At 27.4% G+C, this 26,649-nt stretch carries 24 protein-coding genes and 1 other annotated feature; of the genes, 6 read left to right on the forward strand and 18 right to left on the reverse strand.

What is annotated here, in order from left to right; all coding sequences use genetic code 11:
• Positions 1–36: 36 nt before the first annotated feature.
• Complete coding sequence (locus I2A75_RS00610; protein ID WP_195262541.1) at positions 37–1,962, reverse strand: glycosyltransferase; 1,926 nt, start codon at positions 1,960–1,962, stop codon at positions 37–39.
• A gap of 196 nt (positions 1,963–2,158) precedes the next feature.
• Between I2A75_RS00610 and I2A75_RS00615 the strand changes: the two genes are divergently transcribed.
• Positions 2,159–3,160, forward strand: coding sequence for a glycosyltransferase (locus tag I2A75_RS00615; protein ID WP_195262542.1), 1,002 nt, complete (start codon positions 2,159–2,161; stop codon positions 3,158–3,160).
• A gap of 130 nt (positions 3,161–3,290) precedes the next feature.
• Here the strand turns inward: I2A75_RS00615 and I2A75_RS00620 are convergent, their stop codons facing one another.
• Positions 3,291–3,542 carry a TIGR04540 family protein gene (locus I2A75_RS00620; RefSeq protein WP_195262543.1) on the reverse strand — a complete coding sequence of 84 codons (252 nt, stop codon included), beginning with the start codon at positions 3,540–3,542 and terminating at the stop codon, positions 3,291–3,293.
• Between the two features lie 289 nt (positions 3,543–3,831).
• Here I2A75_RS00620 and ahpC point away from each other — a divergent pair, with 289 nt between their 5' ends.
• Positions 3,832–4,395: an alkyl hydroperoxide reductase subunit C gene (gene ahpC / locus I2A75_RS00625; RefSeq protein ID WP_195262544.1), complete on the forward strand. Its 564-nt coding sequence runs from the start codon at positions 3,832–3,834 to the stop codon at positions 4,393–4,395.
• A 143-nt stretch (positions 4,396–4,538) separates the two neighbouring features.
• The gene (locus tag I2A75_RS00630) at positions 4,539–6,209 is read left to right on the forward strand and encodes an FAD-dependent oxidoreductase (RefSeq protein ID WP_195262545.1); all 1,671 of its coding nucleotides are present in this window, start codon (positions 4,539–4,541) and stop codon (positions 6,207–6,209) included.
• A gap of 272 nt (positions 6,210–6,481) precedes the next feature.
• On the opposite strand, the gene I2A75_RS00635 is transcribed toward I2A75_RS00630, so the two are convergent.
• From I2A75_RS00635 to I2A75_RS00675, 9 genes are all read right to left on the reverse strand, one after another.
• A complete protein-coding gene (locus I2A75_RS00635; protein ID WP_195262546.1) occupies positions 6,482–7,783 on the reverse strand; it encodes a dicarboxylate/amino acid:cation symporter in 1,302 nt (433 codons plus the stop codon).
• A 238-nt stretch (positions 7,784–8,021) separates the two neighbouring features.
• Positions 8,022–8,264: a binding site (T-box leader), on the reverse strand.
• Between the two features lie 138 nt (positions 8,265–8,402).
• On the reverse strand, positions 8,403–9,452 hold the full coding sequence (locus I2A75_RS00640; protein WP_195262547.1) for a galactose ABC transporter substrate-binding protein: 1,050 nt from the start codon (positions 9,450–9,452) through the stop codon (positions 8,403–8,405).
• 28 nt (positions 9,453–9,480) lie between these two features.
• On the reverse strand, positions 9,481–10,449 hold the full coding sequence (locus I2A75_RS00645; RefSeq protein ID WP_195262548.1) for a geranylgeranylglyceryl/heptaprenylglyceryl phosphate synthase: 969 nt from the start codon (positions 10,447–10,449) through the stop codon (positions 9,481–9,483).
• Positions 10,446–12,239 carry a sensor histidine kinase gene (locus tag I2A75_RS00650; protein ID WP_195262549.1) on the reverse strand — a complete coding sequence of 598 codons (1,794 nt, stop codon included), beginning with the start codon at positions 12,237–12,239 and terminating at the stop codon, positions 10,446–10,448. The genes I2A75_RS00645 and I2A75_RS00650 overlap by 4 nt, the downstream gene beginning before the upstream one ends.
• Positions 12,240–12,249: 10 nt before the next feature.
• Complete coding sequence (locus I2A75_RS00655) at positions 12,250–13,860, reverse strand: response regulator (protein WP_195262550.1); 1,611 nt, start codon at positions 13,858–13,860, stop codon at positions 12,250–12,252.
• Positions 13,861–14,251: 391 nt separating this feature from the next.
• Complete coding sequence (locus I2A75_RS00660; RefSeq protein ID WP_195262551.1) at positions 14,252–14,416, reverse strand: hypothetical protein; 165 nt, start codon at positions 14,414–14,416, stop codon at positions 14,252–14,254.
• 23 nt (positions 14,417–14,439) lie between these two features.
• Complete coding sequence (gene mglC / locus I2A75_RS00665) at positions 14,440–15,462, reverse strand: galactose/methyl galactoside ABC transporter permease MglC (RefSeq protein ID WP_142691162.1); 1,023 nt, start codon at positions 15,460–15,462, stop codon at positions 14,440–14,442.
• A gap of 16 nt (positions 15,463–15,478) precedes the next feature.
• The gene (gene mglA, locus I2A75_RS00670; RefSeq protein WP_195262552.1) at positions 15,479–16,978 is read right to left on the reverse strand and encodes a galactose/methyl galactoside ABC transporter ATP-binding protein MglA; all 1,500 of its coding nucleotides are present in this window, start codon (positions 16,976–16,978) and stop codon (positions 15,479–15,481) included.
• Between the two features lie 88 nt (positions 16,979–17,066).
• Positions 17,067–18,098: a galactose ABC transporter substrate-binding protein gene (locus tag I2A75_RS00675; RefSeq protein ID WP_195262553.1), complete on the reverse strand. Its 1,032-nt coding sequence runs from the start codon at positions 18,096–18,098 to the stop codon at positions 17,067–17,069.
• A 215-nt stretch (positions 18,099–18,313) separates the two neighbouring features.
• On the opposite strand from I2A75_RS00675, the gene I2A75_RS00680 reads away from it, so the two are divergent.
• The 3 genes from I2A75_RS00680 (at position 18,314) to I2A75_RS00690 (ending at position 20,682) form a co-directional block, all read left to right on the forward strand.
• On the forward strand, positions 18,314–19,216 hold the full coding sequence (locus I2A75_RS00680) for a prenyltransferase (RefSeq protein ID WP_195262554.1): 903 nt from the start codon (positions 18,314–18,316) through the stop codon (positions 19,214–19,216).
• 93 nt (positions 19,217–19,309) lie between these two features.
• Positions 19,310–19,879 carry a LemA family protein gene (locus I2A75_RS00685; RefSeq protein WP_195262555.1) on the forward strand — a complete coding sequence of 190 codons (570 nt, stop codon included), beginning with the start codon at positions 19,310–19,312 and terminating at the stop codon, positions 19,877–19,879.
• A 2-nt stretch (positions 19,880–19,881) separates the two neighbouring features.
• Positions 19,882–20,682: a TPM domain-containing protein gene (locus I2A75_RS00690; protein ID WP_195262556.1), complete on the forward strand. Its 801-nt coding sequence runs from the start codon at positions 19,882–19,884 to the stop codon at positions 20,680–20,682.
• A gap of 87 nt (positions 20,683–20,769) precedes the next feature.
• Here the strand turns inward: I2A75_RS00690 and I2A75_RS00695 are convergent, their stop codons facing one another.
• The 7 genes from I2A75_RS00695 to I2A75_RS00725 all read right to left on the reverse strand — a co-directional run bounded on the left by I2A75_RS00695 (position 20,770) and on the right by I2A75_RS00725 (position 26,525).
• On the reverse strand, positions 20,770–21,936 hold the full coding sequence (locus tag I2A75_RS00695; RefSeq protein ID WP_195262557.1) for an AI-2E family transporter: 1,167 nt from the start codon (positions 21,934–21,936) through the stop codon (positions 20,770–20,772).
• A gap of 411 nt (positions 21,937–22,347) precedes the next feature.
• Positions 22,348–23,085 carry a TIGR02206 family membrane protein gene (locus I2A75_RS00700; protein WP_195262558.1) on the reverse strand — a complete coding sequence of 246 codons (738 nt, stop codon included), beginning with the start codon at positions 23,083–23,085 and terminating at the stop codon, positions 22,348–22,350.
• 124 nt (positions 23,086–23,209) lie between these two features.
• Positions 23,210–23,893, reverse strand: coding sequence for a Yae1 family protein (locus tag I2A75_RS00705; RefSeq protein ID WP_195262559.1), 684 nt, complete (start codon positions 23,891–23,893; stop codon positions 23,210–23,212).
• Between the two features lie 122 nt (positions 23,894–24,015).
• On the reverse strand, positions 24,016–24,246 hold the full coding sequence (locus I2A75_RS00710; protein ID WP_195262560.1) for a hypothetical protein: 231 nt from the start codon (positions 24,244–24,246) through the stop codon (positions 24,016–24,018).
• A 121-nt stretch (positions 24,247–24,367) separates the two neighbouring features.
• Positions 24,368–24,607 (reverse strand): DUF1292 domain-containing protein, encoded by a 240-nt coding sequence (locus I2A75_RS00715; RefSeq protein ID WP_195262782.1) that lies wholly within the window; start codon positions 24,605–24,607, stop codon positions 24,368–24,370.
• A 76-nt stretch (positions 24,608–24,683) separates the two neighbouring features.
• Positions 24,684–25,124: a hypothetical protein gene (locus I2A75_RS00720; protein ID WP_195262561.1), complete on the reverse strand. Its 441-nt coding sequence runs from the start codon at positions 25,122–25,124 to the stop codon at positions 24,684–24,686.
• Positions 25,125–25,193: 69 nt separating this feature from the next.
• Complete coding sequence (locus tag I2A75_RS00725; RefSeq protein ID WP_195262562.1) at positions 25,194–26,525, reverse strand: hemolysin family protein; 1,332 nt, start codon at positions 26,523–26,525, stop codon at positions 25,194–25,196.
• Positions 26,526–26,649: the final 124 nt, after the last annotated feature.

Below are 26,649 nucleotides of genomic sequence, written 5' to 3' on the forward strand. Positions count from 1 at the left end.
AGCTATCTAATATAGAATAAATTTGTTAATTGCTTACTATTCTATCCACTTTTTTAAATTTGGATTTTTATCTAATATTGAGTAATACTGTGCAAGAATTCCAAACTTACCTTCTGGGTCTAGCTTCATATATCTTTCAAACTTTTCTTTTCTATCTTCTGATCTAGACCATCCATAATGCTTTAATCGTAAACTACTCAGCTCATAGGCTAAATTATTACAATTATATGGCATCCTTCCGCAATGTTGTGGCGTTTCTCTAAATAAATAGTTATAGTTTTCTTGATATCTTATCATAAATAATCTATAGGTATTATGAGCATTCCATAAATCATCTTCTCTATAGTGCTCTTCATCCCAAAAATCATACAGTCTAAACATGTAACCATCTACTTCAGTATTTTTCATTAAATCACGTACATTATATTTAAATCTATTTTCAAAAATCTCATCCGCATCTAAAAATATTATCCAATCTGGATTAATCTTTATAGTTTCTTCCCACTGTTGTTTTCTTAATGTAACTTCGTTACTAAATTTTGAATCAATATTTTCTATTAATTTATATGGTATATTTCCTAATACTTCTTTTATTATCCCAACAGTATTATCAGTGCTTCCATCATCAATTATAACTGCATTATCAATATATTGTTTAGCATCTTCTAGCACTTTCTTTAAAAATCTATTTTCTTCATTTTTAACTATCATTGATAAAGTTAATTTATTACCTTCTTCTTTAGCTTTCCTTACTAAAGGTTTAATTACAGGATCTCTTTTACCTTCAGATATCCACTTAATAATTTTATAATTTCCGTCTTTATCCATCTGCAAAGTAAATTCACTTTGCTTTTCTTCATAATAACTATAGCTATTCCTATATCCTAATTCATTATAAACTACCTTAATAACTATCTCATTAACATTATTAGTAAATTGTGTTTGATGACTAATTATCCTTATTTTATTTGTTATTTTTTCTTCTAATACTATCTTTCTATTAATTATTAGCTCCCTTCTTAATCTAGCTTGCTCTTCTTCTTCAAAAAACTCCAAATAATTAAAAGGTATATCTTTTTTATAGCTATAATCCCCAATTCCTTCTAAGGCTATTTCCAAAGTTTCATATGCTTTAGCACTGTAAACTTGAAACTCTCTAATAATATTAGATGATTTATATTCACTTATCTTTCCTAAATCTTCATCTCTATATATATGGTGAGCAGGATAATAGGTATCTACATATAACTGAATGCCAAGTACAGCTGCCCTTATGCAAAAGTGTCTATCTTCCCCCCAAAAGGAAATATTATAAACTGGATTAAAGTTTACTCCTTTTGAAAGTGCTTCTTTTGATATCAAAGTGCATGCTCCAAGCCCTCCAACCTTATAAGTTCCAGGTTTCCTTAACATATTTATAAAATCTGATGTTCTTTTCATAACTTCATTTCCACTTAAGTTTTCTCCGTATTCAAATTCATATAAAGTATACATATCTTTTAACCAAACTTGTGGTTGCTCATAGTTATTTGGTTGCCATCTTGTCCAAAATATATTTGAAACTATTTCTTTCTTTAATGATACTAGCCTTTTTAAGGTTTTAGGGTGCATTACTAAATCAGAATCTACAAGAAAAAGATAATCATACTCTTCTTTTAAAGCTTTTTCTATTATAGTGTTTTTAAAATTAGACACCTTTCTTATTAAATCGTTTGACCATCTATGAGTATAATCATCACATATATATAACGATGTATTTTCTTCACTTTTTAAAATAGTAACTTTCTCTATATCTTCTTTAAACTCATTTAAGATTAATGAAGATTCTTCTATATTATTATCATCAATGAAGCAATATTCAATAAATAAATCATCTGAATTTAATTCTTTTAATGATAGAAGGAACTCTTTTAAAATAGCAGGTTTTTGATGAATAGGACTCCCAATTAAAATTCTAATCATTGACTTCCTCCAATTACTTATTTTATATATAATAATCTATTCCTACTTATCATATTATGCTTATTTTTAATAAAATACCCTTTAATAAGTAGTTTTAAGTAGAATTTAATAATAATATCTATTTTTCTATTATTAGCATATTTTATTTATTATCATATTCTATAATAAAACCATTTTTATTTGGAGGTAACTTTCTTTGGATACTTTAAGCGTTTGTATTATAGCTAGAAATGAAGAAGAAAACCTATCTAGATGTCTTAAAAGTGTAAAAAGTATTGCTGATGAAATAATCCTAATTGATACTGGATCCACTGATAATACGATTAATATAGCCCAAGAATTCAATGCACAAGTAATAAAGTTTCCATGGAATGATAACTTTAGTTCTGCAAGGAATAAAGCATTAGAAATCGCATCTAAAGACTGGATCTTGTGCATTGATTGTGATGAGGCATTAGATAATACTCAAGTATCTAAATTAAAAAATGTATTAAATGATTCTTTATATTTAGGATTTAGATTAAAGCTTATAAATATAATCGATAATAAACCTTATAAAGGCGAGTATTTACTTAGGATTATTAAAAATAACTCTGGATTTTATTTTTCTGGAAGAATAAATGAAAAACTTAACAACTCTTTATATAATGATTCATATTTAAATCAAATTTTAAATTTAGAATTTATATTATATAATTTTGGATATGACTATAATGAAAAACAATTAACAGATAGGTGTAATAGAAATCTTTCTATATATTTATCTTATGCTGACAAAGAAAAAAATTATTTATATTACTATAACATTGCTAATGAATATTTCCTTTTAAATAAATATACCATAGCAATAAACAACTATATTAAGGCAATTGAACTAAATGATAACTATTATATAAGCAGCTATCTCTCTTTTTTAATTGTAAAAACTTATTATATAGCTCAAAAATATAATAAAGCAATTCTTATGGGTGAAAGATATTTACTTAAAAATGACGCTTTTAGAGAAATATATTTATTACTTAGTATATGTTATGAAAAAATAAATAATCTAGAAGAATCACGAGAAAATCTAAAATTATATCTAAAACTTTATGAGAAAGTCCCTCAATATTATTTTAGATTAGATTATATAAATTTAAAAAACTTCATACCCGAAATGCTTGGATTTAATTTAGAAAGCTTAGAAAGACTTAATTAAAAAAAGAAGGATAAGTATTTCTACTTGTCCTTCTTGCTAATTTACAAATATAAGTAATCCAAATTATTAGTGGAACCATTTAAAGTTTAAAAAATATAATTTATTAAATAATGGCAACTTTCTTATGTTCTTACCCCATTTTTTTCTTTAAAATTTGTTCTAATACATTTAATCTTGTTTTTCCTAAAATTTGTTTTGGTTTCTTAGCTATTTCATCATCTTTATAGAATTTAGCCTTATTAGCTTCTATTACCATAAATATTTTTTCTTCTAAAGCTTCATCCTCTATGTTACCTTCAAAATAATCGTCTATGTAGTCTCTTAGTGCATAACTAAGTTCTTCCTGATTTTTATAATATAATCTAATTCCACCCTTATTCAAGAATATTATCCTCCCTAAAAATCTACTTTTTAAAATCTACTTTTTATATATATTTTATACTAAATAAACATGTAAAACAATATGTATTAAAATTCTTAATTTTTATTTAATTATTATGTGTAAGTATTATACATATTTGGGCAATAATATTATATATTTCTGTATAACTGCTACAAAGAATCAATTGATAAAAATTATCAATTATTTTTCAAAAACCTATTGACATTTTATTAAATAATAATTATTATTAATTCATAGTAATTATTGAAATTTGAGGAGGAAAAAATTTATGTCATTAATAGGAAAAAAAATCGAAGATTTTAAAGTTCAAGCTTACCACAATGGTAACTTCAAGGAAGTATCAAAGGAAGATGTTTTAGGTAAATGGTCAATCTTCTTCTTCTATCCAGCAGACTTTACATTTGTTTGTCCAACTGAATTAGGAGATTTAGCAGATCATTATGAAAAATTCAGAGAAATTGGAGCTGAAATATACTCAGTATCTGAAGACACTCATTTTGTTCACAAAGCATGGGCTGATGCAACAGAAACAATAGCAAAAGTTCAATATCCAATGTTAGGTGACCCTACTGGAAAATTAGCAAGAATGTTTGAAGTTCTTATTGAAGAAGAAGGATTAGCTTTAAGAGGAACATTTATAGTTAACCCAGAAGGAGAAATTCAAGCATATGAAGTTCACCAAAATGGAATTGGAAGAAATGCTGAAGAATTATTAAGAAAAGTTCAAGCTGCTCAATTCGTAGCTGAACATGGCGATCAAGTTTGCCCTGCAAACTGGACTCCAGGTGAAGAAACTTTAGTACCAAGCTTAGATTTAGTTGGTAAACTTTAATATAAAACATAAGGAGAGCTAATCTCTCCTAAATATATATCAATAATATTAAAAAATTAGCGAGGCAACTCGCTATTTTTTTAATAAACTAATCAATAATAATTATTACTTAATAATATCATTGAAATCTTAAGGAGGAATTTATGAATAAAATATATGATTTAATTATAATCGGTGGCGGTCCTGCTGGTTTATCTGCTGGTCTATATGCTGGTAGAGCAAGACTTAATACTTTAATAATCGAAAAAGAACATACTGGTGGTCAAATTAATAGTACTGCTGAAATTGTAAACTATCCTGGTATTGTAAAAACAACTGGTCCTAATTTAACATCAGATATGAGAATCCAAGCCGAAAACTTTGGTGTTAAATTTCAATCAGCTGATGTAATTGATGTTGATTTTACTGGAGATGTAAAAATTATCAAAACAAATAATGGTGAAATTCAAGGTAGATCTATAATTATAGCTACAGGTGCTACACCAAGAAAATTAGGCTTCCCTGGAGAAATTGAATATGGTGGTAGAGGTGTTGCTTATTGTGCTACTTGCGATGGAGAATTCTTTAAAGATTTAGAAGTACTTGTAATCGGTGCAGGTTATGCAGCTGCTGAAGAAGCTATTTATTTAACTAGATTTGCTAAAAAAGTAATTATAATTGCAAGAGAACCTGAGTTTACTTGCGCTAAATCTATCGGTGATAAAGTAAAAGCTAATAAAAATATAGAAATAAGATTCAATACTGAAGTTGTAGAAGCTGTTGGTGATGATGTTCTAAGATCTGTAAAGCTTATTAATAATGTTACTAATGAAAGATCAGAATACTTCCCTCCTAAAGAAGATGGAACATTTGGTATCTTTGTATTTGTTGGTTATGAGCCACAAACTAAAGTATTTAAAGATAAGATAGAAATGGATAAATACGGATATATCTTAACAAATGAAAATATGCAAACTAATATAAAAGGTGTTTATGCTGCAGGTGACTTAAGGCCTAAACTATTAAGACAGGTTGTAACAGCTGTAGCTGATGGTGCTATTGCAGCAACAGATGCTGAAAGATATGTTGCTTCTGAAAAAGAAAGACTTGGTATAGTTGATGAAAATATTATTGAAGAAAAAGTTGAAATAAAAAAAGAAGTACCTACTACCAATAATAAAACTTTATCTGGAAAAAGTAATTTATTAAACGATAATCTAAGAAACCAATTAAAGGGTATATTATCTAAGATAGAAAATAACATTTCACTAGTATCAATAGTTGATGAAAGTAATAAAAAATCAATTGAATTAAGAGATTTAATTTTAGATATATCTGATTTAAATGATAAAATTTCTGCTATCATCTATAAAAAAGGTGAAAACCTTGAAATGGAATCTAAAATTCATGCAGATAAATATCCTGTAGTTGCTTTATTAGATAAAGATAGTAACTACAGTGGAGTTAAATTCCATGGTGTACCTGGAGGACACGAATTAAATTCATTTATACTAGCTATTTACAATCTAGCTGGTCCAGGTCAAGCACTAACTGACGATTTATTAAATGAAATTAAATCACTGTCACCAGATAAGAAAACTAATATTAAAGTTGCAGTATCTCTTTCATGCCACGTTTGCCCTGAAGTTGTAACTGCAGCTCAAAGAATAGCTATAGAAAATCCTAATATAGAAACAGAAATGTTAGATTTATCAAACTTCAAAGATATTAAAGATAAACATAAAATAATGAGCGTTCCAGCACTAATAATAAATGATTCTAAAGTTTATTTTGGTGGTAAAAAGCTTGAAGATATAGTTGAATTGCTTAAATAATAAATATTGTTTTAAAGGTATTACAGAAGATAATAATTATCTATGTAGTACCTATTTTTTATTATCATTTCTATATATATTAATTATTTAGAATCATTTCTGTATCCATTAATCATTTAGAACCATTTCTATATCCCTTAACTATTATAATCTATATCTACACTTTCACTGTTTATTTTTTACTAAGTAATTAAAATAAAAAAAACCCTATTAAACATATTATTTTCAGTTTAATAGGGCTAAAACTTATATCATATTTTACTTTTATTTAATTATTTAGCATCAAGTGCTACATTATTACGTTCTTTTCTTTTTTCAGTTTCATCAACTACTAGAGCTGCAACAGCAGAACCTGTAACATTAGTTGCTGTTCTCATCATATCTATTATAGCATCTACAGCCATTACCATTGCCATACCTTCTATAGGTAATCCTAAAGTTGATAAAACAACTGTTGTTGACATAGTTGCTGCTCCAGGAACTCCTGCTATACCTATTGAAGATATAACTGTTGTTAATACTATTAAGAAATAATGATACATTGTCATATCAACATTAAATACATTAGCTACAAAAATTGCAACTATTGCTGGATATAATCCACCACATGCATTCATTCCTATAGTTGATCCAAGTGGAGCTACAAAGCTTGCTATATTTTCAGAAACCTTAGCATTTTCTACTAAGCTCTTAATTGTTACAGGTAATGTTCCATAACTACTTTGACTTGTGAAAGCAACAACTTGAGCTGGGAAAATATCCTTAAAGAACTTTAATGGATTTTTTCTTGCAACAAAAGTTATTAAAGGAGTATGAACTAATAACATTTGTAATATACAAGCAATATAAACTGCTAAAACGACACCAATTAATGATTTTATAGTATCCATCCCATTGCTTGCTGCAGCTGTTGCTATTAATGCAAAAACTCCATATGGTATGAATTTTAATACTATTCTTGTTATACTTAATACTAATTCATAAGTTGATAAAATGAAATCCTTAAATGGTTTAACCTTCTCAGGATTCTTATTATCTTCAATAACTAAAGCTATTGCTATGAAAAGTGAAAAAATAACTATTGGAATTATTTGATTATTAACTACTGATGCTACTGGGTTTGATGGTAAAAAGTCTAATAATACCTTTGAAAATGATGGTATTTCTCTTGCTTTAAATCCTTCAGCTCCTACAAAGCTTAACCCTTGTCCTAATTTAAAGATCTTTCCCATAACTATTCCTATTATTGATGCTATACCTGTTGTTCCAAGTAATATACCTAATGTTTTAAGGCCAATTGATTTTAGAGTATCTAAATTTTTAAGCCTAATTATACTTGTTATTATTGATACCATAACTAAAGGAACTACTATCATTTTAATTAATGATATATATCCCTTACCTACTACTTCAAGGAACATAATATCTCCCTTGAAAATTGCACCTAGGATTAACCCTATTGCTAATGCAGTTAATGTTGAATAAGAAAACTTTCCTGTTTTTGATTTTACTAAATAAATTATATAAATTGCTGCTATTGATAATATAATAGCTAATATTAAATTAAAGTTCATTTTTTATCCTCCTAATATTTATTTTAGATAATTTAATTCTTAGTTAAACATTTATTTGCTGGCCTGCAAATTCCTTAAGATAATTCTTTAAATATTGTATTTTAAGATTTCTATCTAATAAGTTAACTTTAAATTAATTATATAAGTATTTATATATTATAATTAATTTATACTGTAGTTAATAAGCATATTATTCGAATATATTATATAAATAAAAAAAACCTACTACCACTGTTTATACAGAGGCAGAAGGTAAACTTCCACGGTTCCACTCTGATTAGATATAATTAAATATCCATCTTTTCTAGGTACTATATATAATACCTTATCTCTGTAATGGGAGAACCCATAAGTCCCTACTTATAACGTTCGGATCTTAAACTCCAAGGTGCACTTCATTAATAAAACTATAGGTTATCTCAGCTACTAACCCTCTCTGTTATAATTGTTATTAATTACTTTTCCTCTTCATAGCCTTTAATTCATATCGGATTACTATGATTTAATTATAGCATTATTTACTCTATTGTCAATATACAAATTACATATTTAATTCGTATATTTATAAGGTATTTTTAGCTAAAATAAAAGAGTAAGGATTTTCCTCACTCTTAGTAATTTAATTTTCATTTTCTATATACAAATCTACATTGTCTTTAGTTACCTTTGTATGAGGCACTTTTATATATTTATTATTTTCAAGCTCATCAATTCCTTCTACATTATTACCTTTAGCTAATGCTATTGCAAGATCAAATATTGCTTGTGCTTGAGCTTTAGAATCACTTATAACAGTACCAAGCATTTCACCTTCCTTAACTGATTCCATTGCTTCTTTTATACCATCTATCCCAACAACTAGAGGCTTTTTAGTAAATATATCGTTAGAATTAATTGCATGTATAGCCCCAAGCGCCATTACATCATTATTACTAAATACAACTTCAATTTTATCTCCGAACTCTTTGATCCATTGACTCATTTTACTTATAGCCTGATCACTTTGCCAATTTGCACTATCATCTGCTAATTTTTCTAGTTGAACACCTTTTTCAGTAATAGATTTTATACAGTATTCTGTCCTTATTGAAGAATCTTGATGCCCTGGTTCACCTTCAAGCATTACATACTGAATCTTATTGTCTTTATTCTTATCTACTATATCTTTTTTTGAAAGCCATTCATCAAGTAGTATCTCCGCTTGTAACCTTGCAGATTGTTCTGCTTGTGCTCCAACATAATATAGTTTATCCCATCTATTCATATCTTCTTCTACTGGCTCTCTATTAAAAAATATTAATGGAATATTTGCTGATTTTGCTTTATCAATTATAGTTGATGCTGCTGTTCTATCCACTAAATTCACACATATAACATCATACTCTTGATTTATAAACTTATCCACTTGATTCCCCTGATTTATTGTGCTTCCTTTTGCATCAACAAAATCAATCATTACTTTAGATTTATCAACACTTTCATTTTCTTTGACTATCTCCTCTAAATTTTTACTGATTGTAGATATGAAAGTATCATCTTGCTTATAAAGTGTTACCCCTATTTTAATTTCTTTTTTAAATTTAATATTGCTTTCTTTATTACAGCCTACAATAAGAGTAGATATTAGCATTAAGCTAAAAATATTAATTATTCTTTTACCCTTCTTCACCCTAACCTCCTATAAAGCATTAAATTTATCATCTTACAAAGGGAAATAACATCCTTTGATTTTCTTTAGAATACATATTCCTACTATTAATTATAGTTGATGTTATTACACTATCATCAATTTCCTTTTCTTCAATTTGTGAAACAGATGCCTTAACGCTTAAATATCCAACATTGAATTCATTTTGCATAGCTATTGAATTTATTATATTTTCTTCAATTAATGATATTATTAAACTTGTACTGCCTGTCCCATATAATTCAACGCTAGATTTTAAATCACTATTACTTACATACTTCTTAGCTTTTCCTACACTCTCTAAAATACTTGGCTCAAATGTAATTATTACATCCGTTTCATTCTTCTCTATAATTTCTCTAACTTTATTATAAAGCTGTACCTCATCTTTCGGTAATTCTAAAAGTTCATAAGTATTTTTACTTTTATTTATTTCATCTACAAAACCTAAATATCTTTCATTTATACTACTACAGCTTAAATCACTTTTTATAATAGAAACTCTACTTCTTGTATTTCCATTTCTCACTACTTCTTCTGCAAGGCTTTGCCCTAACTTATAATTATCACAAGACACATATGGTATATTTTGCTTAGTTTCTATATTAGATTCAAATAAAACTACTGGTATCTTTTTTCTAATGTTTTCTATAGTATTTGCCATAGCCTTATAATCTGTCGGAGATATAAGTATAGCATCTGTCCCATTGCTTAACTCTCTTTCTATTAATTCAGTTTGCTCATCAATACTATTTTCCTCTAAAAGTGTTAAAAACCTTATATTTACGTTCATCTCAGAAGCAGCTTGCTCCATCCCCTCTTTTATTATCCTCCACCCTTCACTATTTTTCCCTCTAATTATTACTGAAAAATTATAAACTTTAACATCCTTTTTTTTACCTTCATTTAATAATACTAAAAAAGAAGAAATAAGCATTGTAAATAAAATTATGAAAATTAATTTCTTTCTTATCTTCACTTTTTCTCCTCCTTAATACTATAAAAATCTATAGATGGCATATGAATCCTTATTGTTGTACCTTCATCTGGCTCACTATATATCTCCAATCCATATTTATCTCCAAAGTATAATTTTATTCTTTCATGTACATTTCTAAGTCCTATTCCTGACCCCTTCTTTTGAACACCATTTTCATTAGTTAGCAATTTATCTGCAATCTCTTGAGGCATCCCAAGTCCATTATCAATAATATCTATATATAAATCATTATTTTTCAAATATGCTTTTACAAGAATATCTCCGTCACCACTCATATACTCCATACCATGGTAAATAGCATTTTCAATCAGTGGTTGAATTATTAGTTTAATACTTGTAAGATTTAAAACCTCTTCCTCTGCTTTAATATCATAAGTAAACTTATTTTTATAACGTATATTTTGTATTGTTAAGTAATTTCTAGCATGTTCTAATTCATCCTTAACAGTTATTACATTTTTACCTTTACTTAAACTTATTCTAAAAAATCTTGCTAGTGCTGTAACCATTACTATAGCACCATCATAATTTTCATTTTCTATCATCCATATAATAGAATCTAAAGTATTATATAAAAAATGTGGATTTATTTGAGCTTGCAATGCATTTAATTCACTTTTACGTTTTGCCTCTTGCTCACTCATTATATTTTCCATTAGCATATTCATTTGTTTTACCATGGACCTAATTGCTTTTCCTAAATGTTGAATTTCATAAGAACCACTTTCTGATATATTTAAATTAACTACTCCATGTTCAAATTCATTAACTGACTTTTCTAATTCCTTTATAGGATTTGCTATTCTTGATGATACAAACATATTTATTGAGATTAATGTAAATATTCCAAAAAACATTATAAATACAGCAAATATTCTAATTTCAGAGTAGTCAGCTGTAATATCTGTCATTGGTGATATAGCAACTATTTTCCATCCAGTATATCCAACTGTTTTCACTGTCACTAACCTTTTATTTCCTTCAAACTTTTCAATATGATTTCCATCTTCATATTTAGATGCTTCATAATTATTTTCTTTTACTAAATTAGAATATATCAATTGTTGCCTTGGATGATATATTATTTCTCCATCTCTGTCTATAAGATAAACATACCCATTTCTACCCATATCAACATTTTTACATATTTGCTCTATACCACTAAAATTCATATCAACTAGAAGAACTCCGCCATTAATCCTACCACTTTCAGTAATCTCAACTGCCCTACTCAAAGATACTACCCAAGTGTATTTATAATTAGGATCGTAAAATAAATTTTGCACATGAGGAGTAGAAAAGTGTAAGTTTTCCCTTTTACTTATAGCACTTTGAAACCATTCACTTTCTCTAGGATCAATATTGTTTTTTAATTGTTGTAATGGATATGAAGCTATTACCTCACCATAATCTGAAAAAAGGCTAATACTTATTAAGTAATCTTTATTAGCTTCATAAATTAAATCCATTTCTTTATCTATACTTTCATTTGATAAATCTGTTTTCTTTATAGCTCTATAATATATTGTATCTGATATCTTCATCATTTTTCTTAAGTAAGTATCTAAATTTAAATTAACTTGCTCTAATATGGATTTATTATTCTTTAAAACCATTTCTTCTGTTGAATTAGTAAATCTTAAGTAAAGAGCTCCACCTACTACTATCATTCCAATAACAGCTACTATTGTAAAAGATATAGATATTATATATTGGATACTAGCTTTTTTATAATAACCTATTATTTTACTCTTAATAGAATTTAGCATATTAAATCACTCAGTTCTTTCTATATCTTGATGGTGCTATTCCAAATTTCTTTTTAAATACATAACTAAAATAATTTGCTTCTTGATACCCAACTTTTGTAGCAATCACATATGTTTTATCATCAGTAGTATTTAATAGTTTTACAGCTTCCTCCAATCGTACTGAAGTTAGGTAATTTACAAAACTCATATCTGTTTCTTTCTTAAATATAGTAGAAAAATAAGTTGGACTCACATGTAATTTTGAGCACAATTTTTCAACTGATATTTCAAAATCATTATAATTTTCCTTTATATAGATTTTGGCTTTTTCCACTAAAAGCATTGAAGAATTAACACGTTCTTTTTTTATAAGCTTGTTTAACTTAATAGCCTTACTTATAAACCATTCTTTTATTTCTTGTATTGAATCTAAATGGTCTAACCCCATATAACAATTGAAATTTTCACCAAAAACATTATTAATTTCTATATTGTATGTTTGAGTTAATTTAAGCATGGATGTTAGTATCTCCATTATATAAATTCTATACTTTTCTAATGGTATACAAGATTCTTCGACTACTTTAAATATATTATTTACAACTTCTTGTATTTCACTTTCTGTTAATAATTTAATAGCATTTAAAAATTTAACTTCATCTTGCTCATCAAATTGTAATTGAATTGAATTGTCTGGCTCAACATCATCAATATATATAGTTTTTCCATTACCCACTATTGGCCTATAATTTAATGCACTTTGAGCTGTGCTATATGAAAATCTTATTTTTGATATATCATCACATATCCTACCTACACCTACAGATATAGTACTTCCAAATATACATTCATAAACTTTACAAACTTCATTTAATACCTTTATAAAGCCCATTATGTTATCCTTTTCATAGAAGCTGTTCAAAACCACAACCTTATCTAAATATGGAAAGCTAATAAACTTGCAATAATTCTCCATTGTTTCATCAACTATGCTTTTTATTGATATAGATAATAAACCAATATCATTTTGTAATTCTAAATCTTCCTCATTAGAGCTTATATTTCCATCAACACCTATTATTGCAACTGACAAGTATTTTTCTATAAAATCTAGTCCTAATTTCTTCTCATCTTCTATCCACTTTTCTCTAGTTATCCTGCCTTCTAAAGCTCCAATAAGAAACTGTTCTCTTATTACTGGAATACTTTCTATATAATGATTCTTTAATGTTTCCACATTTCTTTTTGCATCATATTCTGTATCTAATTTTTCTTTTAATCTCTTTAGAACTTCTATAAGTTCAACTGAATTAATAGGCTTTAAAACATACTCAACTACATTTATTTTTATAGCCTTATGTGCATATTCAAGATCATCAGAGCCTGAAAATATTATTATTTTTGTAGAAGGCATTATATCCATAACTTTTCTACCTAACTCTAATCCATCCATAAATGGCATTTTTATATCTGTCATTATTACATCTGGATGTAACTTTTCTGCCATTTCCAAGGCTTCTTGTCCATTTTCAGCATCACCTACAACAATAAATCCTTGTTCTTCCCAATTGATTTTTTTTATAACGCCAAGTCTTATCTCCTCTTCATCATCTACAATCATTAGTTTATATAATCCCATAAATAGTCCTCCTATATAAAAAAATATAGATTTCTAAAAGAATAAATTTGATTAAAAGTATATCTTTAACAACATATTTTTTATATGTATAATTTTTTAACCTCATTATATTTATTTAATCATTACTCTATCTAACATCAAATAAGTAAGATTAATATAACACTCTATACAAATAATTAAATATTTATATGGTTTAATATTTTTATTCCATTATAAAGAAATAAAAAACAAATTTATAAAACAAATAATTTTTAATCCATATCAAATTTTCTAAATCTTAAAATTAATTATAACATATTTTTGTAATTTTTTTCATGTAAATATTATCAAACAGCAAAAATAGGATGAGATATTATAATTCTCATCCTATTTCTATGAATAATATTATATTTTATACTAATATTCCTATTATCAATGACAATGCTAATAATACAAACAATACTGCAATAACTCTATCCATTGTTTTAACTGATACATCTAAATTACCGTATAATGTATCCCTTACAGTTTTTTTAGGAACTTCCTCTACTTTTTCTTTTACAGTTTCATTTTCCATTTAACATCATTTCCCTTTTCGAATTATTTTTTAGCTATATATTTTCTTACGTCTAGTGAAACAGCTACTATTATTATTAAACCTCTTATTATATATTGCCAGTAAGCATTTACTCCAATGAAGTTTAATCCATAGTTTATAACTTGTAGTAATACTGTACCTATAAGAACTCCTGGAATTGTACCAATACCACCTGTAAATGACACTCCCCCAACAACACAAGCTGAAATTGCATCTAATTCATAGTTGAATCCAGTACTTGTTGTTGTAGATCCTGCTCTAGCTGCTTCTAAGAATCCAGCTAGTCCATAAAGTACACCTGATATTATAAATATAATCATTATATTCTTAACTAAGTTAACACCTGAAACTGCTGCTGCTTCTGGATTTCCCCCAATAGCAAACATATTCTTACCAAGCTTTGTTTTATTCCATACAAACCACATAATAGCTGCAACTATTGCAAGATAGAATACTAAATATGGAATTTCTACACTACCTAACTTTAAGTAACCATTAACGAATCTTGTATATCTTTCATCTAAGTTAGCAACTGGTTGAGCTCCTAGTGGAGGTCTATCAATATATAAGCATGATGCTCCATAAGCTATAAGCTGAGTACCTAAAGTAATAATAAATGCATGAACCTTCAGTTTTGCAACCCCAAATCCATTTATTGCACCAAATATACCACCTATAACTATTGCTAAAAGCATTGGTAATATTAGTGGTAACGCTGGTAGATCTGGATACATTCTAGCAGCATATGTTGTTGATTGTAATAATGATGCTGATATTATAGCTGTAAAGCCTAATATACGGCCTGCTGAAAGGTCTGTACCTTGAAGTACTATAAGCCCTGCTACCCCTAATGCAAGAATACCACGTGTTGATGCTTGACTTAAAATATTAGTAAAATTCTTCAATGAAAGGAACCCTGGTTCCTTTATAACAAAGAACACTATCATTATAAACAATACTATATATAGTGCATAATTTAGTAGGAAATTTTGTAAAGACTCTTTATTAAATTTAACTTTGTTCATAAGTTACACCTCTATCCTAAATATATTTAGCAGCCATAGCCATAATATCTTCTTGTGACAATTTATCTGCATCACCTATCCCTGCTACTCTTCCATTTGACATTACAAGTATTCTATCGCATATTCCTAATAACTCTGGCATTTCTGAGGATACAACTATAACCCCTTTGCCTTTATTAGCTAAATCTATAATAAGTTGATAAATTTCATATTTAGCTCCAACATCTATTCCTCTTGTTGGCTCATCCAATAGTAGTATTTCTGGATTAGTTAAAAGCCATCTTCCTATAATTACTTTTTGTTGGTTACCTCCTGAAAGAGTTCTAATAGCCGTCTTTTGACTTGGAGTTTTTACCTTCATACTATCTATTGTCCATTTAGTATCTTCAGTCATCTTTTTATTATCTAACACACCAAATTTACTATATCCATCTATATTAGCAATCATTGTATTAAATTTTATATCAAGTTGTCCAAATATTCCTGTTGACCTACGTTCTTCTGTTAATAATGCAAATCCATTTTTTATTGCTCTTCTTGAATCTGTATTTTCAACTTTCTTGCCATGTAATATTACTTCGCCTTCATTATGACGAGCTATTCCAAATATAGTTTCTAATAATTCCGTTCTTTTTGATCCAACAAGTCCAGCAACCCCTAAAATTTCTCCTTTTTTAAGTTCAAAGGATACATCCTTTATAGATGGTTGATATGTACCAGTTAGATTTTTAACTTCTAATATTATCTCTCCTGGCTTATTTGTCTTTGGTGGGAATCTATTAGTCAAATCACGACCAACCATTAACTTAATTATTTTATCAGTTGTAAGATCTTTTGCAGGAATTGTATCTATCCATTTACCATCACGCATTATTGTAACGTCATCAGAAATTTCAAGAATTTCTTCCATCTTATGAGAAATATATATAATACCGCAGCCTTTAGCCTTTAATTTATTAATTATTCTAAATAAATGTTTAACTTCTTCTGTAGTCAATGATGATGTTGGTTCATCTAAAACAAGTATTTTTGCATTATATGAAACTGCTTTTGCAATTTCAACCATTTGTCTTTGAGAAACAGATAATTTTGCCATTTTAACTTTTGGATTAACATCTATTTCAAGTTCATCTAATATTTTTTTAGTTTCTTCATACATTATCTTTTCACTTACAACTCCAGCATTACCTGGATATCTTCCAAGCCATATATTATCCATAACATTTCTTTGTAAAACTTGGTTTAATTCTTGGTGAACCATAGCAACTCCATTATCCATTGCTTGCTTTGGATTAGAAAATTTACTTTTTTCACCATCTATTAATATTTCTCCGCCATCTTCAATATAAACACCGAACAAACATTTCATTAAAGTAGATTTACCTGCTCCATTTTCACCCATCAAAGCATGTACAGTTCCTGGTCTTACTTTTAATTGAACATTATCTAGCGCCTTAACTCCTGGAAACTCTTTGCATATATCTGTCATTTCAAGAACATATTTTGTATCTGCCATAACTTACTTCACCACTTTTCTATTATTTATTAAACTGCATAGTGAAAATTACACTATGCAGTTTAAATGAAATTTATTTCTTTACATATTATTTAACATATTCTTGATATGGAATACGTACAGCAACTCCTGTATCATCAAATTTATATGAAGTACCTTCTACAGCACTCTTTCCACCAGCTAAGTTCATTCCAGTTTCATATAATGCTTTTGCCATTCCTTCTGCATCTTGAAGAACTGACCCTAACATAAATCCTTTTCCAATTAAGTCTTGTGCTGCTGCTGTAGCATCAACACCTACAACTGGGATAGTTTTTGCAGCATCACCATTGTTATAACCTTGAGCTTGTAATGCAGCTATAGCACCTTGAGCCATACCATCATTATTAGCAATTACAGCTTCAATCTTGTCACCAAATTTTGAGAACCATGCTTCAGTAGCATTTTGTGCTAATGCTTGGTCCCAGTTACAAACTTGAAGTGCTAATTCTTCTGTCTTAACTCCTTTATCATTTAAAGTTGAAACAGAATATTGAGTTCTTGCAACTGCTTCTGGATTATCAGGTTCACCTTTTAGCATTACATATTGTAATACTCCATCTCCATTCTTATCTATAGCAGCTTTATCTTTTTCCCATACCTTTGACAGTATTTCTCCTTGCATAACTCCAGCTTCTTTTGCATTTGTTCCAACAAATATAGCCTTGTCATATGCCTTTATTGAATCTGCTGATGGTTCTCTATTGAATAGTACTACAGGTTTCTCTGCAGTTTTAATCTTATCGATTACTGTTGGTGCAGCTCCTGTATCTACTAAGTTAACTAATAAAAGATCTACATCTTTTTGAAGTAATGTATCTATACTGTCATTTTGAGTAGCTTGGTCACCTTTTCCATCATAGAAAGTGAACTCAACTTTATCTGGATTTTCAGATTGTATTTTTTCTAAACTTTGACGAACTGTAGAAATATAAGTATCATCAAATTTGTATAAGCATACTCCAACCTTAACCTTGTCTCCTTTTGAAGTATCTCCACCATTTCCGCCACATCCAACTAATGAAGCTGTAACCATAACAGTAGCCATTGCCATTGTAAGTAATTTTTTTACTTTTTTCATATTAACCCTCCACCTTTTATAAAATCGTTAACACTCAATTGATTTCGTTTACATTAATCATTATAAATTTATCTTGTAATAACTTCCATACGAAAAACTTAACACTTCTATCGAAATTCTTAGATAATAATTTTTTTATATATTTTAATAATTTGAAAGAACTATCCTTTTATGATAAAATTTAAAATTGCAATTAAATATATGAGGTGATTAAAGTGGATAAAGAGTATCTATCGAAATTTATTAAGGATTCTTGGAAAGCATTCCGTCCTTTTTCGTTAACATTAGCAATTGGATCTACTACTCTTGGGATTATTGCTGCTGATAAAATGGGATATATTAATTGGTCTAGTACTAATGATATTTTTTTAGTTATCCTAATAACAGTAGCTGGACTTCTAGCTCAATCAGGAGCTAACCTAGTAAATGATTATTTTGAAGGAAGCTTTAGATATTATAGGCCAAGCGGTAGAAAGGTTAATTTTTTAGGCGTAACTAGAACTTATTTTGATATTTATGTTTTTCTTTGGGCAATGTGTTGTTTTGCATTAGCTTCACTAATTGGATTATATCTTATATACATAACTGATTTTAAAATGTTTATTATAGGTTTGATAGGAATATTTGGTGCTTACGCTTATACAGGAGAACCCTTTGTATTTAAAAGAAAAGGACTCGGAGTTCCAATTTCTTTTATAACCATGGGTCCACTAATGGTATTAGGTGCATCTTATCCTTTTACTAAATCTATAAGCATATACCCAATATTACTTTCATTACCAGCTTCATTTCTTATTCCAGCGCTAATGATAAGTAATGAAATGAGAGATTTTAAAAGAGATGCTAATTTAAGTCTTGGAACATTAAGTGTTAGAATTGGTAGTAAATATAGTACATATATTTATAGATTTTTAGTTTTTGGTTCATATTTTTTAACTTTAATATATGTTATATCAGGATTTTATCCTATTACTTCTTTATTAGTATTTTTAACATTTCCAATAGCACTAAAGGCTCATAGATCAGTTTGTAAATTTGAAAAGCTTGGAATCCCTTATACAAATAATTTACATTGGACATTTACTCTTATTTTAATATTAGCATTATTTTTAGGATAACTCTTATTAATTCAGATTATACAGTAAATCTTTAATAATACATCTTCTTTCTACATATAATAATTTATATATAGAAAGGAGATGTATTTTTATATGAAAAAAGGAACCAAGGTATTAATAGCTGTACTTGTTGTTATTGTAATATTAGTTTTTCCTATAATATCTAGCTACAATAATTTAGTATCTCTAGAGCAGCTTGTTAATACATCAGAATCTAATATAGATACTCAATTACAAAGGAGATCTGATTTAATACCTAATTTAGTTAATACAGTTAAAGGATATGCTTCTCAAGAAAAGGATATATTTACTGATATAGCTAATGCTAGAAGTAAGCTTTCAGGTGCAACAAACATATCAGAACAAGCAAATGCAGATAGTCAATTATCAAATGCTCTTTCTAGATTATTAGTTGTTGTTGAAAGATACCCTGATTTAAAATCTAACCAAAACTTTCAGGACTTAAGTATTCAATTAGAAGGAACTGAAAATAGAATAGCTGTTGCAAGGCAAGATTATAACACAGCTGTAACTAATTATAATACTAAAAGGAGAAGATTCCCTACTAATATAATTGCTTCAATGTTTGGCTTTCAAGAGAAACAACTTTATAAAGCAAGTGATGGTGCTAATGAAGTACCTTCAGTTGATTTCTCTAGATAAATATGAATTTTAGTAATATATTAAAAAAACTTTTAGTATCTTCTCTTTTATTAATACTGAGTTTTTCATTAACAGTTTCAGCAGCTACTAATTATCCTTCTCCCACAAATTATAAATATGTAAATGATTATGTAGGAATACTGAAATCAGATGAAATAGAAACTATTATATCATTGGGTAAAGAACTAGAGGATAAAACTGGAGCTCAATCTATTGTTGTAATAGTAGATACTACAGATAATATTCCAATTGAAAATTATGCTATAAATTTATTTCGTTCTTGGGGAATTGGACAAAAAAATAAAGATAATGGTTTATTACTTCTTGTTGCAATAAACGATAGAAATTGGCGAGTTGAGGTTGGAAGAGGTTTAGAAGGCGTTATTCCAGATGCCCTAAGTAACAGAGTTATGCAATCTTTAGCTAAGGATGATTTTAAAAATGAAAACTATGGTTCTGGTATAATAAAGAGCTATAGTGCTTTTACTGATTTAATTGCTGAGGAATATGGAGTTACTTTAAGTAAATCTTTAAATATATCTATTCCAAAGGAATCTCAAGAAACATCACGTAACTTTTCAGGAAATATTCTAATAGGAATATTAGTTATTTTCTTCTTCTTAGACTTATTCTTTAACCGTGGAAGAGTTTCTTCTTCATTACTTCAAATAATTTTTTGGAGTAATATAGGAAGACGAGGTCCTCGTGGCGGAGGTGGAGGCTTCGGCGGCGGTGGATCTGGTGGATTTGGAGGTTTCGGTGGAGGATCTTCTAATGGAGGTGGCTCCTCTGGAAGCTGGTAATCTCAAATTTAAGATAATCGAACCTTATATAAAATTAAAAATCATGTATATAGAATATTCAGTTTCTATATACATGATTTTTTAATCTTATTTCATATATTCTTTTGTCTCTGTTTTTAGTCCTTTTTTTCTTAGCCTGCTTTCTATAAATTCCTTAACTATAGAATAGAAAATAGCAAATAAAGGAACTCCTATTATCATACCTACTATACCTAATAACTTTCCTGCAACTAATATAGAAAATAATATCCAAAAAGCTGATATTCCTATTGAATCTCCTAAAATCTTTGGCCCTATTACATTTCCATCTAATTGTTGTATAAAGAATATTATCAGTAGAAACCATAAAGCTTGTATAGGTGATACAAATAATATTATTATAAATGATGGTACTGCACCTATAAATGGTCCAAAGAAAGGTATAATGTTAGTTATACCAACTATAACTGAAACCAGTATTGTATATGGCATTTTAAATATAGTTAATATTAAAAATGTTAATACTCCTATAATTAAAGAGTCTATTATCTTTCCAACTAAAAATCTTCCAAATGTATAGTTACTTCTATCAACTAATTTTATAATCTCATCTGCGTGTACTTGTGGAAGTAATCCGTAAGTTATTTTTTTACTTAGTGCACATAACTTTTCTTTATCTATTAATAAATAAACTGAAATAATTATTCCTAAAATTACATTCCATATACTTGATGCAACACTTGCTACAAAGCCTCCTAATGCTGGAATTAAATTCGTAACAAATTTAATTATATAATTAACTAGGTTATTAAAGTTATCCATTAGAACTTGAGAATATTGTTCTTCTATATTCAATTTCAAAATTGTTTCATTTACAAACTTTGTAGTGTTAGTTATATATGTAGGGATATCATTTACCAATCCAACAATACTATCAATTAACTGAGGTAATAAAAATTTAATGAACATACTAATTATAAAAAAAGCAGTTACATAAGAAAATAGTATAGCTATACCTCTCTTTGATTTTAGCTTTACCTTTTTCACATATTTTGTTTCAAAAATCTTATTTTCATAAAAGTCCAATAAAAAATTCACTATATATGCAATAGCAAATCCAATTATAAATGGCTGCATAATAACTAATATAGAATCTAGCTTATCTGTAAATATAGTTACTTGTGATATGGCTAAATAAAATAATATAACTGAAATTGCAACTATAAATGAATATATTGCTATTGTTGTATATTTACTATTCCAATTTACTTTCATTACATACCTCTCTTTACTATAATATTTTTTTATGTTAACCTTTATAATAATTATAATGTATTTAGTCTTAAAATGGACATTTTTAGTGAAATTTAATTAATTATTCATTATTATAATATTAATCTTATGTAAAATTACACTATATATTACTCACAATCTACGCTATATTTTCTTATTTTCTTTATATCAACTTATATACAATTATAATTACTATTCCAAATATTAAAGAATTAAAGTAGTTTCTAAAAATATATATCTAAAATTACTCAAATTAATCCTGGTATTTCTAATAAAAATGAAATTACAGTTAAATCATTCCATATATCTATTTTAGATATTACTCTCAGATTAAATTGAAATATATTTCAATTATAATATATTTCAATTTAAATTATATTTATTCTCTAAATGTTACACAGTATGTTTTATTTTTCTATTAAAAACTTTTGCTAATAGATATATTAATCCTGTATATATTAATACCAATACCTCTAAATTTATGAAATAATTATATCCTTCTCCTAACCCTTCAAGAATAGTCCCTTTTGCTGCTAAATTTGAATTAAATAATACAAAGAAATAATTAGTATTAAATTTATGATTAAATATCCCGACTGCAAAACCCATTACCTGTAATAATAAGTATAATTTTATTACATTATACTCCTTTAGATAATATCTATGTACTAATAAAAAGTATATTGGAATTACTATTATTGAAATATGAGATATCATAAACTGATAATATTTTAAGTACATGCTAGATAAAGAAGTATCCATAGATATTAGACTCGCTACTCCGCCTATAACTCCATAGCAAATAACAAAATCATATATTTTTTTATTTTTTGTAAATCCCAAAATAATACAAAGTATATTTACAATATAGCAAAGATGTATAGGCAAATTATCTACTTTTACTCCATTGATTAACCATGTTATCAAATAATAAAATATAAATATAATTGATGATAAACATGTTAATGTATATCTTATCATTTTTTCAATCTTATCATTTCTTCTTATCTTATTTCTATAGACTACTAATAACACTATTATTAATATCATTATTATTATTGGAATAAATTGCTCCATATTACTCATTTGATAGTTTTTATTAGGTCTTTGCAATATAAAAAAATTTTTCATTATATCTCCTCCTTCTAACTTATCAATATGACATCAATAATAAAATGATTCTAAAAAAATAAACCAGTATAGTATTTACTATACTGGTCTTATCATATTATTATCGAATTAGATTATTTTTATATTAACAAGATCTCCAACAACCATTGTTATTTCTATTATTATTGTTATTTCCTCGGCTCATACTGTTTAAGAATCTCATCATTTCTCTAATTGCATCTTCACGTCCTCTTCTAAATCCAACTCTAACGCCTCTTTGAAAACCTACCCTGCAACCTTCTCTAAATCCTCTATCAAAGCCTTGCCTAAACCCTTGTCTAAAGCCTTGTCTAAGACCTCTTTCAAAACTAGCCCTAGCTAATTCTTCTGCTCTAGAAACACCGTTTCTGAATCCATCTCTAAATCCTTCTGAATATCCTTCACGTCTCCCTTGCTCTCTCCCCTTGATTAAACCACATCTAAAGCCTCTTCTAAAGCCTCTTTCTTCTCCCACTCTTAATCCTCTTTCAAAGCATCGACGACAATTTATTATTCCGCTATTATTGCCACAGCCACCACGGAATTCTTCATTATTAAATGCATCGAAACGTTCCTCGCCAAGAAATTCATTATTTTCATTATTTTCATTATCGATATCTTCTTCGAAATTCACTAAATCTGCAAAATTATCATTTTCAAAGAATGAATCATTATCTATTAAATTATTATCTATTGAATCCTCTTCTACAAATTGGTTTGATTCTTCATTCTGAATTCTTCTTAATATTTCTTCAAAATTATCATTATTGAATTCATAATTTGTTTCCATCTTTTTTATCTCCTTGTATAATACTCATAATATATAATATATGAATGGTTCCTTCTTTTGGTTAATACTTTTTATAATGTTTGCTGTTTATCTTATTAAGTATAATTAATAACTTAATAAGCTTATTCATTTAATAACGAATAAACTTCTCTAACAAGTTTTTTTACCCTATCAGGAAGTTTTGATATAGCTTTTTCTCTTTTTTTCTCATCTTCTATCTGTGCTATTCTCATAACTTCTTGTTGAACTCCTGGAATGCTATTAAATTCAGTTACTATTCTATTGAACCTTTCGGCAAATCTTGGATCTTGCATTTTTGCTTGGAGTTTCATAATTAAATTATAACTATTCATTCTTTATTGCTCCTAGAATTATTTTACTTCATATTATTCATTGGCATTTTTATTTGTTACCATGATTTTAATTAAAAAAATAAGCCAGAATAGATAGTTCTATTCTGGCTTATTTTTTTAATTAAAATTTCAAACTTGAAACTTGCTTAAACATATTTATTTCCTTTTCGGATTCTACCTCACTTAAGCTTTCATTCCAGTTCTTATCAAATTTTATCTTATATATTTCAATATGTGACTTATCTTTAACTGGTGCCATAGCAACATATTCACTTCCACATATTAATTTTTGTTCTAATATTGCATATTCTATTTTATTTCCATTTTCATCACTAAAAGACATTATTTTTTCACTCATAATATACACTCCTTTACCTTACTAAATTTATTTTGCTTTAATCTAGTAAATTTATTCATATATATTAATAAAAGTATCTTTAAGTTAATTTTAATAAATATTCTTGCATAGATTTTATTAACTTTGCATATTCATCTGATACTTCTATTAAGTTTTTCTTTAAATGCTCATGTATATTATTGTCTTTTATTAAGAAATCTAAAATAGCTTTAAATCCCATTTCTGTACCTTTAATAGCTGTTTGTAGTATTTCCTTATCAGTATCTACGTTCATTTCTTTAATGCTATTAAACACCTCTAAAAGTTTTCCCCAAATACCTTCGTCATAAGTTACTTTTTCATTTAATTCTTCAATTTCTTTTACTATTAAATCCTTATTTTTTTGAACTGTTATCAATACTTTATCTAGAAGTTCTATAACTTTATAATCGGTAGCTCTTTCTTTTAATCTTGCTATCTCATTTTCCCCCATTATAATTCCTTCTAATTCTTTATTTAGTTCTTTAGCTTCTGTATTCATGTTTTCACACTCCTTTATATTAGTGTTTAATTTATAAAGGAGCATTATTCATTTTAAATAAGAATTTATTTAGCTATTTTCATTTAATTTTTCATTTTTCTTTTCTTTATTATTTATAATTAAATGAATTCTATCTATTCTTCTATCATCTAATTTTACTAATCTAAGGGTTATATCATCTGCTACAACTTCACAATTTTTAGTTGTAGTTGGAATTTCTCCAAGCTTTTCAATGAAAAATCCCCCTATAGTGTCGGCAACTTCTGACTCTAATTCTATATCTAAATAATCATTTAAGTCTGATAAAGTCATTAATCCACTAACAACAAAGTTTTTATCATCTATTTTTTCAACATCTAATTTATCATCATACTCGTCTAGGATTTCTCCCATTACTTCTTCTATAATGTCTTCCATTGTTACTATACCTGAAAATCCACCGTACTCATCTATTAAAATAGCTATATAAGCCTTTTTATCTTTTAATTCTTTAAATAAGTCATCTATACTCTTTGTTTCAATAAAGAAACATGGATCTTTTATTAAATCTCTTATTTTTACATTATCTATACCCTTTTCAACGATACTTGCAAATAAATCCTTCATATGCAATATACCTATAATATTATCTATTTCATCTTCATATACAGGTATTCTTGAAAAGTTTTCATCTAAGATAGTTTTAATACAATCTCTAATATCTTCATCCACATCTAATAAAAATGTTTCTGTTCTTGGTGTCATTATCTTTTTAGCTGTAGTATCATCAAATTCGATTATTCCATCTATCATTTCTCTTTCGACTTGATTTATAGCTCCATTTTCTTCACCAATTTCTATAAGACTTCTAATTTCTTCCCTAGATATTTGTTCTTCAATTCCTTCTGTTTTAAATCCAAAAATCTTAAGAATAATATTAGTTGAAAATGATAAAAACCATACAAATGGCTTAGTTATTTTTGATACTAGAATTATCGTTTTTATAGAAAACATAGCAACTTTTTCTGAATTTTGAAGTGCTATTCTCTTAGGTACTAATTCTCCAAGAACTAATGTTAAATATGAAATAGCTAATGTTGTTATAACTAATGCAATACTTTCACTATAAGGAATATTAATATTCTTTAATATGTTTGCAAAACCAACTGAAATTGATGTTGCAGCCGATGCTGATGCAAAGAAACCTGCAAATGTTATTCCAACTTGGATTGTAGATAAGAAGTTATTAGGCTCCTTTAGTATGTTTTTCAATAGTATTGCTTTCTTATTTCCTTCTTCTGCTAATATGTTTATTTTTGTTTTATTTAATGATACTATTGCCATTTCAGCAGATGCAAAAAATGCATTAACTACTACCAATATTAAAATTAAAATAAAACTACTCCCGGGACTTCCTTCCATTTATTCATTCTCCTTAAATTAAAATTATAATGAATTTATTCTATCATATAAAAGCTTGTACATACAAATGCCTATTTTTAACTCTAAAGATTAAATAGTCTTAATTTTTAAAATTATTATAAAA

Source organism: Clostridium sp. 1001275B_160808_H3 (assembly GCF_015550425.1).
Taxonomy (GTDB): domain Bacteria; phylum Bacillota; class Clostridia; order Clostridiales; family Clostridiaceae; genus Clostridium.

What these genes read in the sequence shown, in the direction of transcription:
- I2A75_RS00725 (WP_195262562.1), bottom strand. Translation starts at nt 26,525, where the DNA reads ATGGAAGGAAGTCCCGGGAGTAGTTTTATTTTAATTTTAATATTGGTA.
- I2A75_RS00630 (WP_195262545.1), top strand. Translation starts at nt 4,539, where the DNA reads ATGAATAAAATATATGATTTAATTATAATCGGTGGCGGTCCTGCTGGT.
- I2A75_RS00610 (WP_195262541.1), bottom strand. Translation starts at nt 1,962, where the DNA reads ATGATTAGAATTTTAATTGGGAGTCCTATTCATCAAAAACCTGCTATT.
- I2A75_RS00650 (WP_195262549.1), bottom strand. Translation starts at nt 12,239, where the DNA reads ATGCTAAATTCTATTAAGAGTAAAATAATAGGTTATTATAAAAAAGCT.
- I2A75_RS00660 (WP_195262551.1), bottom strand. Translation starts at nt 14,416, where the DNA reads ATGGAAAATGAAACTGTAAAAGAAAAAGTAGAGGAAGTTCCTAAAAAA.
- I2A75_RS00700 (WP_195262558.1), bottom strand. Translation starts at nt 23,085, where the DNA reads ATGAAAAATTTTTTTATATTGCAAAGACCTAATAAAAACTATCAAATG.
- mglA (WP_195262552.1), bottom strand. Translation starts at nt 16,978, where the DNA reads ATGGCAGATACAAAATATGTTCTTGAAATGACAGATATATGCAAAGAG.
- mglC (WP_142691162.1), bottom strand. Translation starts at nt 15,462, where the DNA reads ATGAACAAAGTTAAATTTAATAAAGAGTCTTTACAAAATTTCCTACTA.
- I2A75_RS00695 (WP_195262557.1), bottom strand. Translation starts at nt 21,936, where the DNA reads ATGAAAGTAAATTGGAATAGTAAATATACAACAATAGCAATATATTCA.
- I2A75_RS00710 (WP_195262560.1), bottom strand. Translation starts at nt 24,246, where the DNA reads ATGAATAGTTATAATTTAATTATGAAACTCCAAGCAAAAATGCAAGAT.
- I2A75_RS00675 (WP_195262553.1), bottom strand. Translation starts at nt 18,098, where the DNA reads ATGAAAAAAGTAAAAAAATTACTTACAATGGCAATGGCTACTGTTATG.
- I2A75_RS00655 (WP_195262550.1), bottom strand. Translation starts at nt 13,860, where the DNA reads ATGGGATTATATAAACTAATGATTGTAGATGATGAAGAGGAGATAAGA.
- I2A75_RS00690 (WP_195262556.1), top strand. Translation starts at nt 19,882, where the DNA reads ATGAATTTTAGTAATATATTAAAAAAACTTTTAGTATCTTCTCTTTTA.
- I2A75_RS00705 (WP_195262559.1), bottom strand. Translation starts at nt 23,893, where the DNA reads ATGGAAACAAATTATGAATTCAATAATGATAATTTTGAAGAAATATTA.
- I2A75_RS00635 (WP_195262546.1), bottom strand. Translation starts at nt 7,783, where the DNA reads ATGAACTTTAATTTAATATTAGCTATTATATTATCAATAGCAGCAATT.
- I2A75_RS00720 (WP_195262561.1), bottom strand. Translation starts at nt 25,124, where the DNA reads ATGAATACAGAAGCTAAAGAACTAAATAAAGAATTAGAAGGAATTATA.
- I2A75_RS00685 (WP_195262555.1), top strand. Translation starts at nt 19,310, where the DNA reads ATGAAAAAAGGAACCAAGGTATTAATAGCTGTACTTGTTGTTATTGTA.
- ahpC (WP_195262544.1), top strand. Translation starts at nt 3,832, where the DNA reads ATGTCATTAATAGGAAAAAAAATCGAAGATTTTAAAGTTCAAGCTTAC.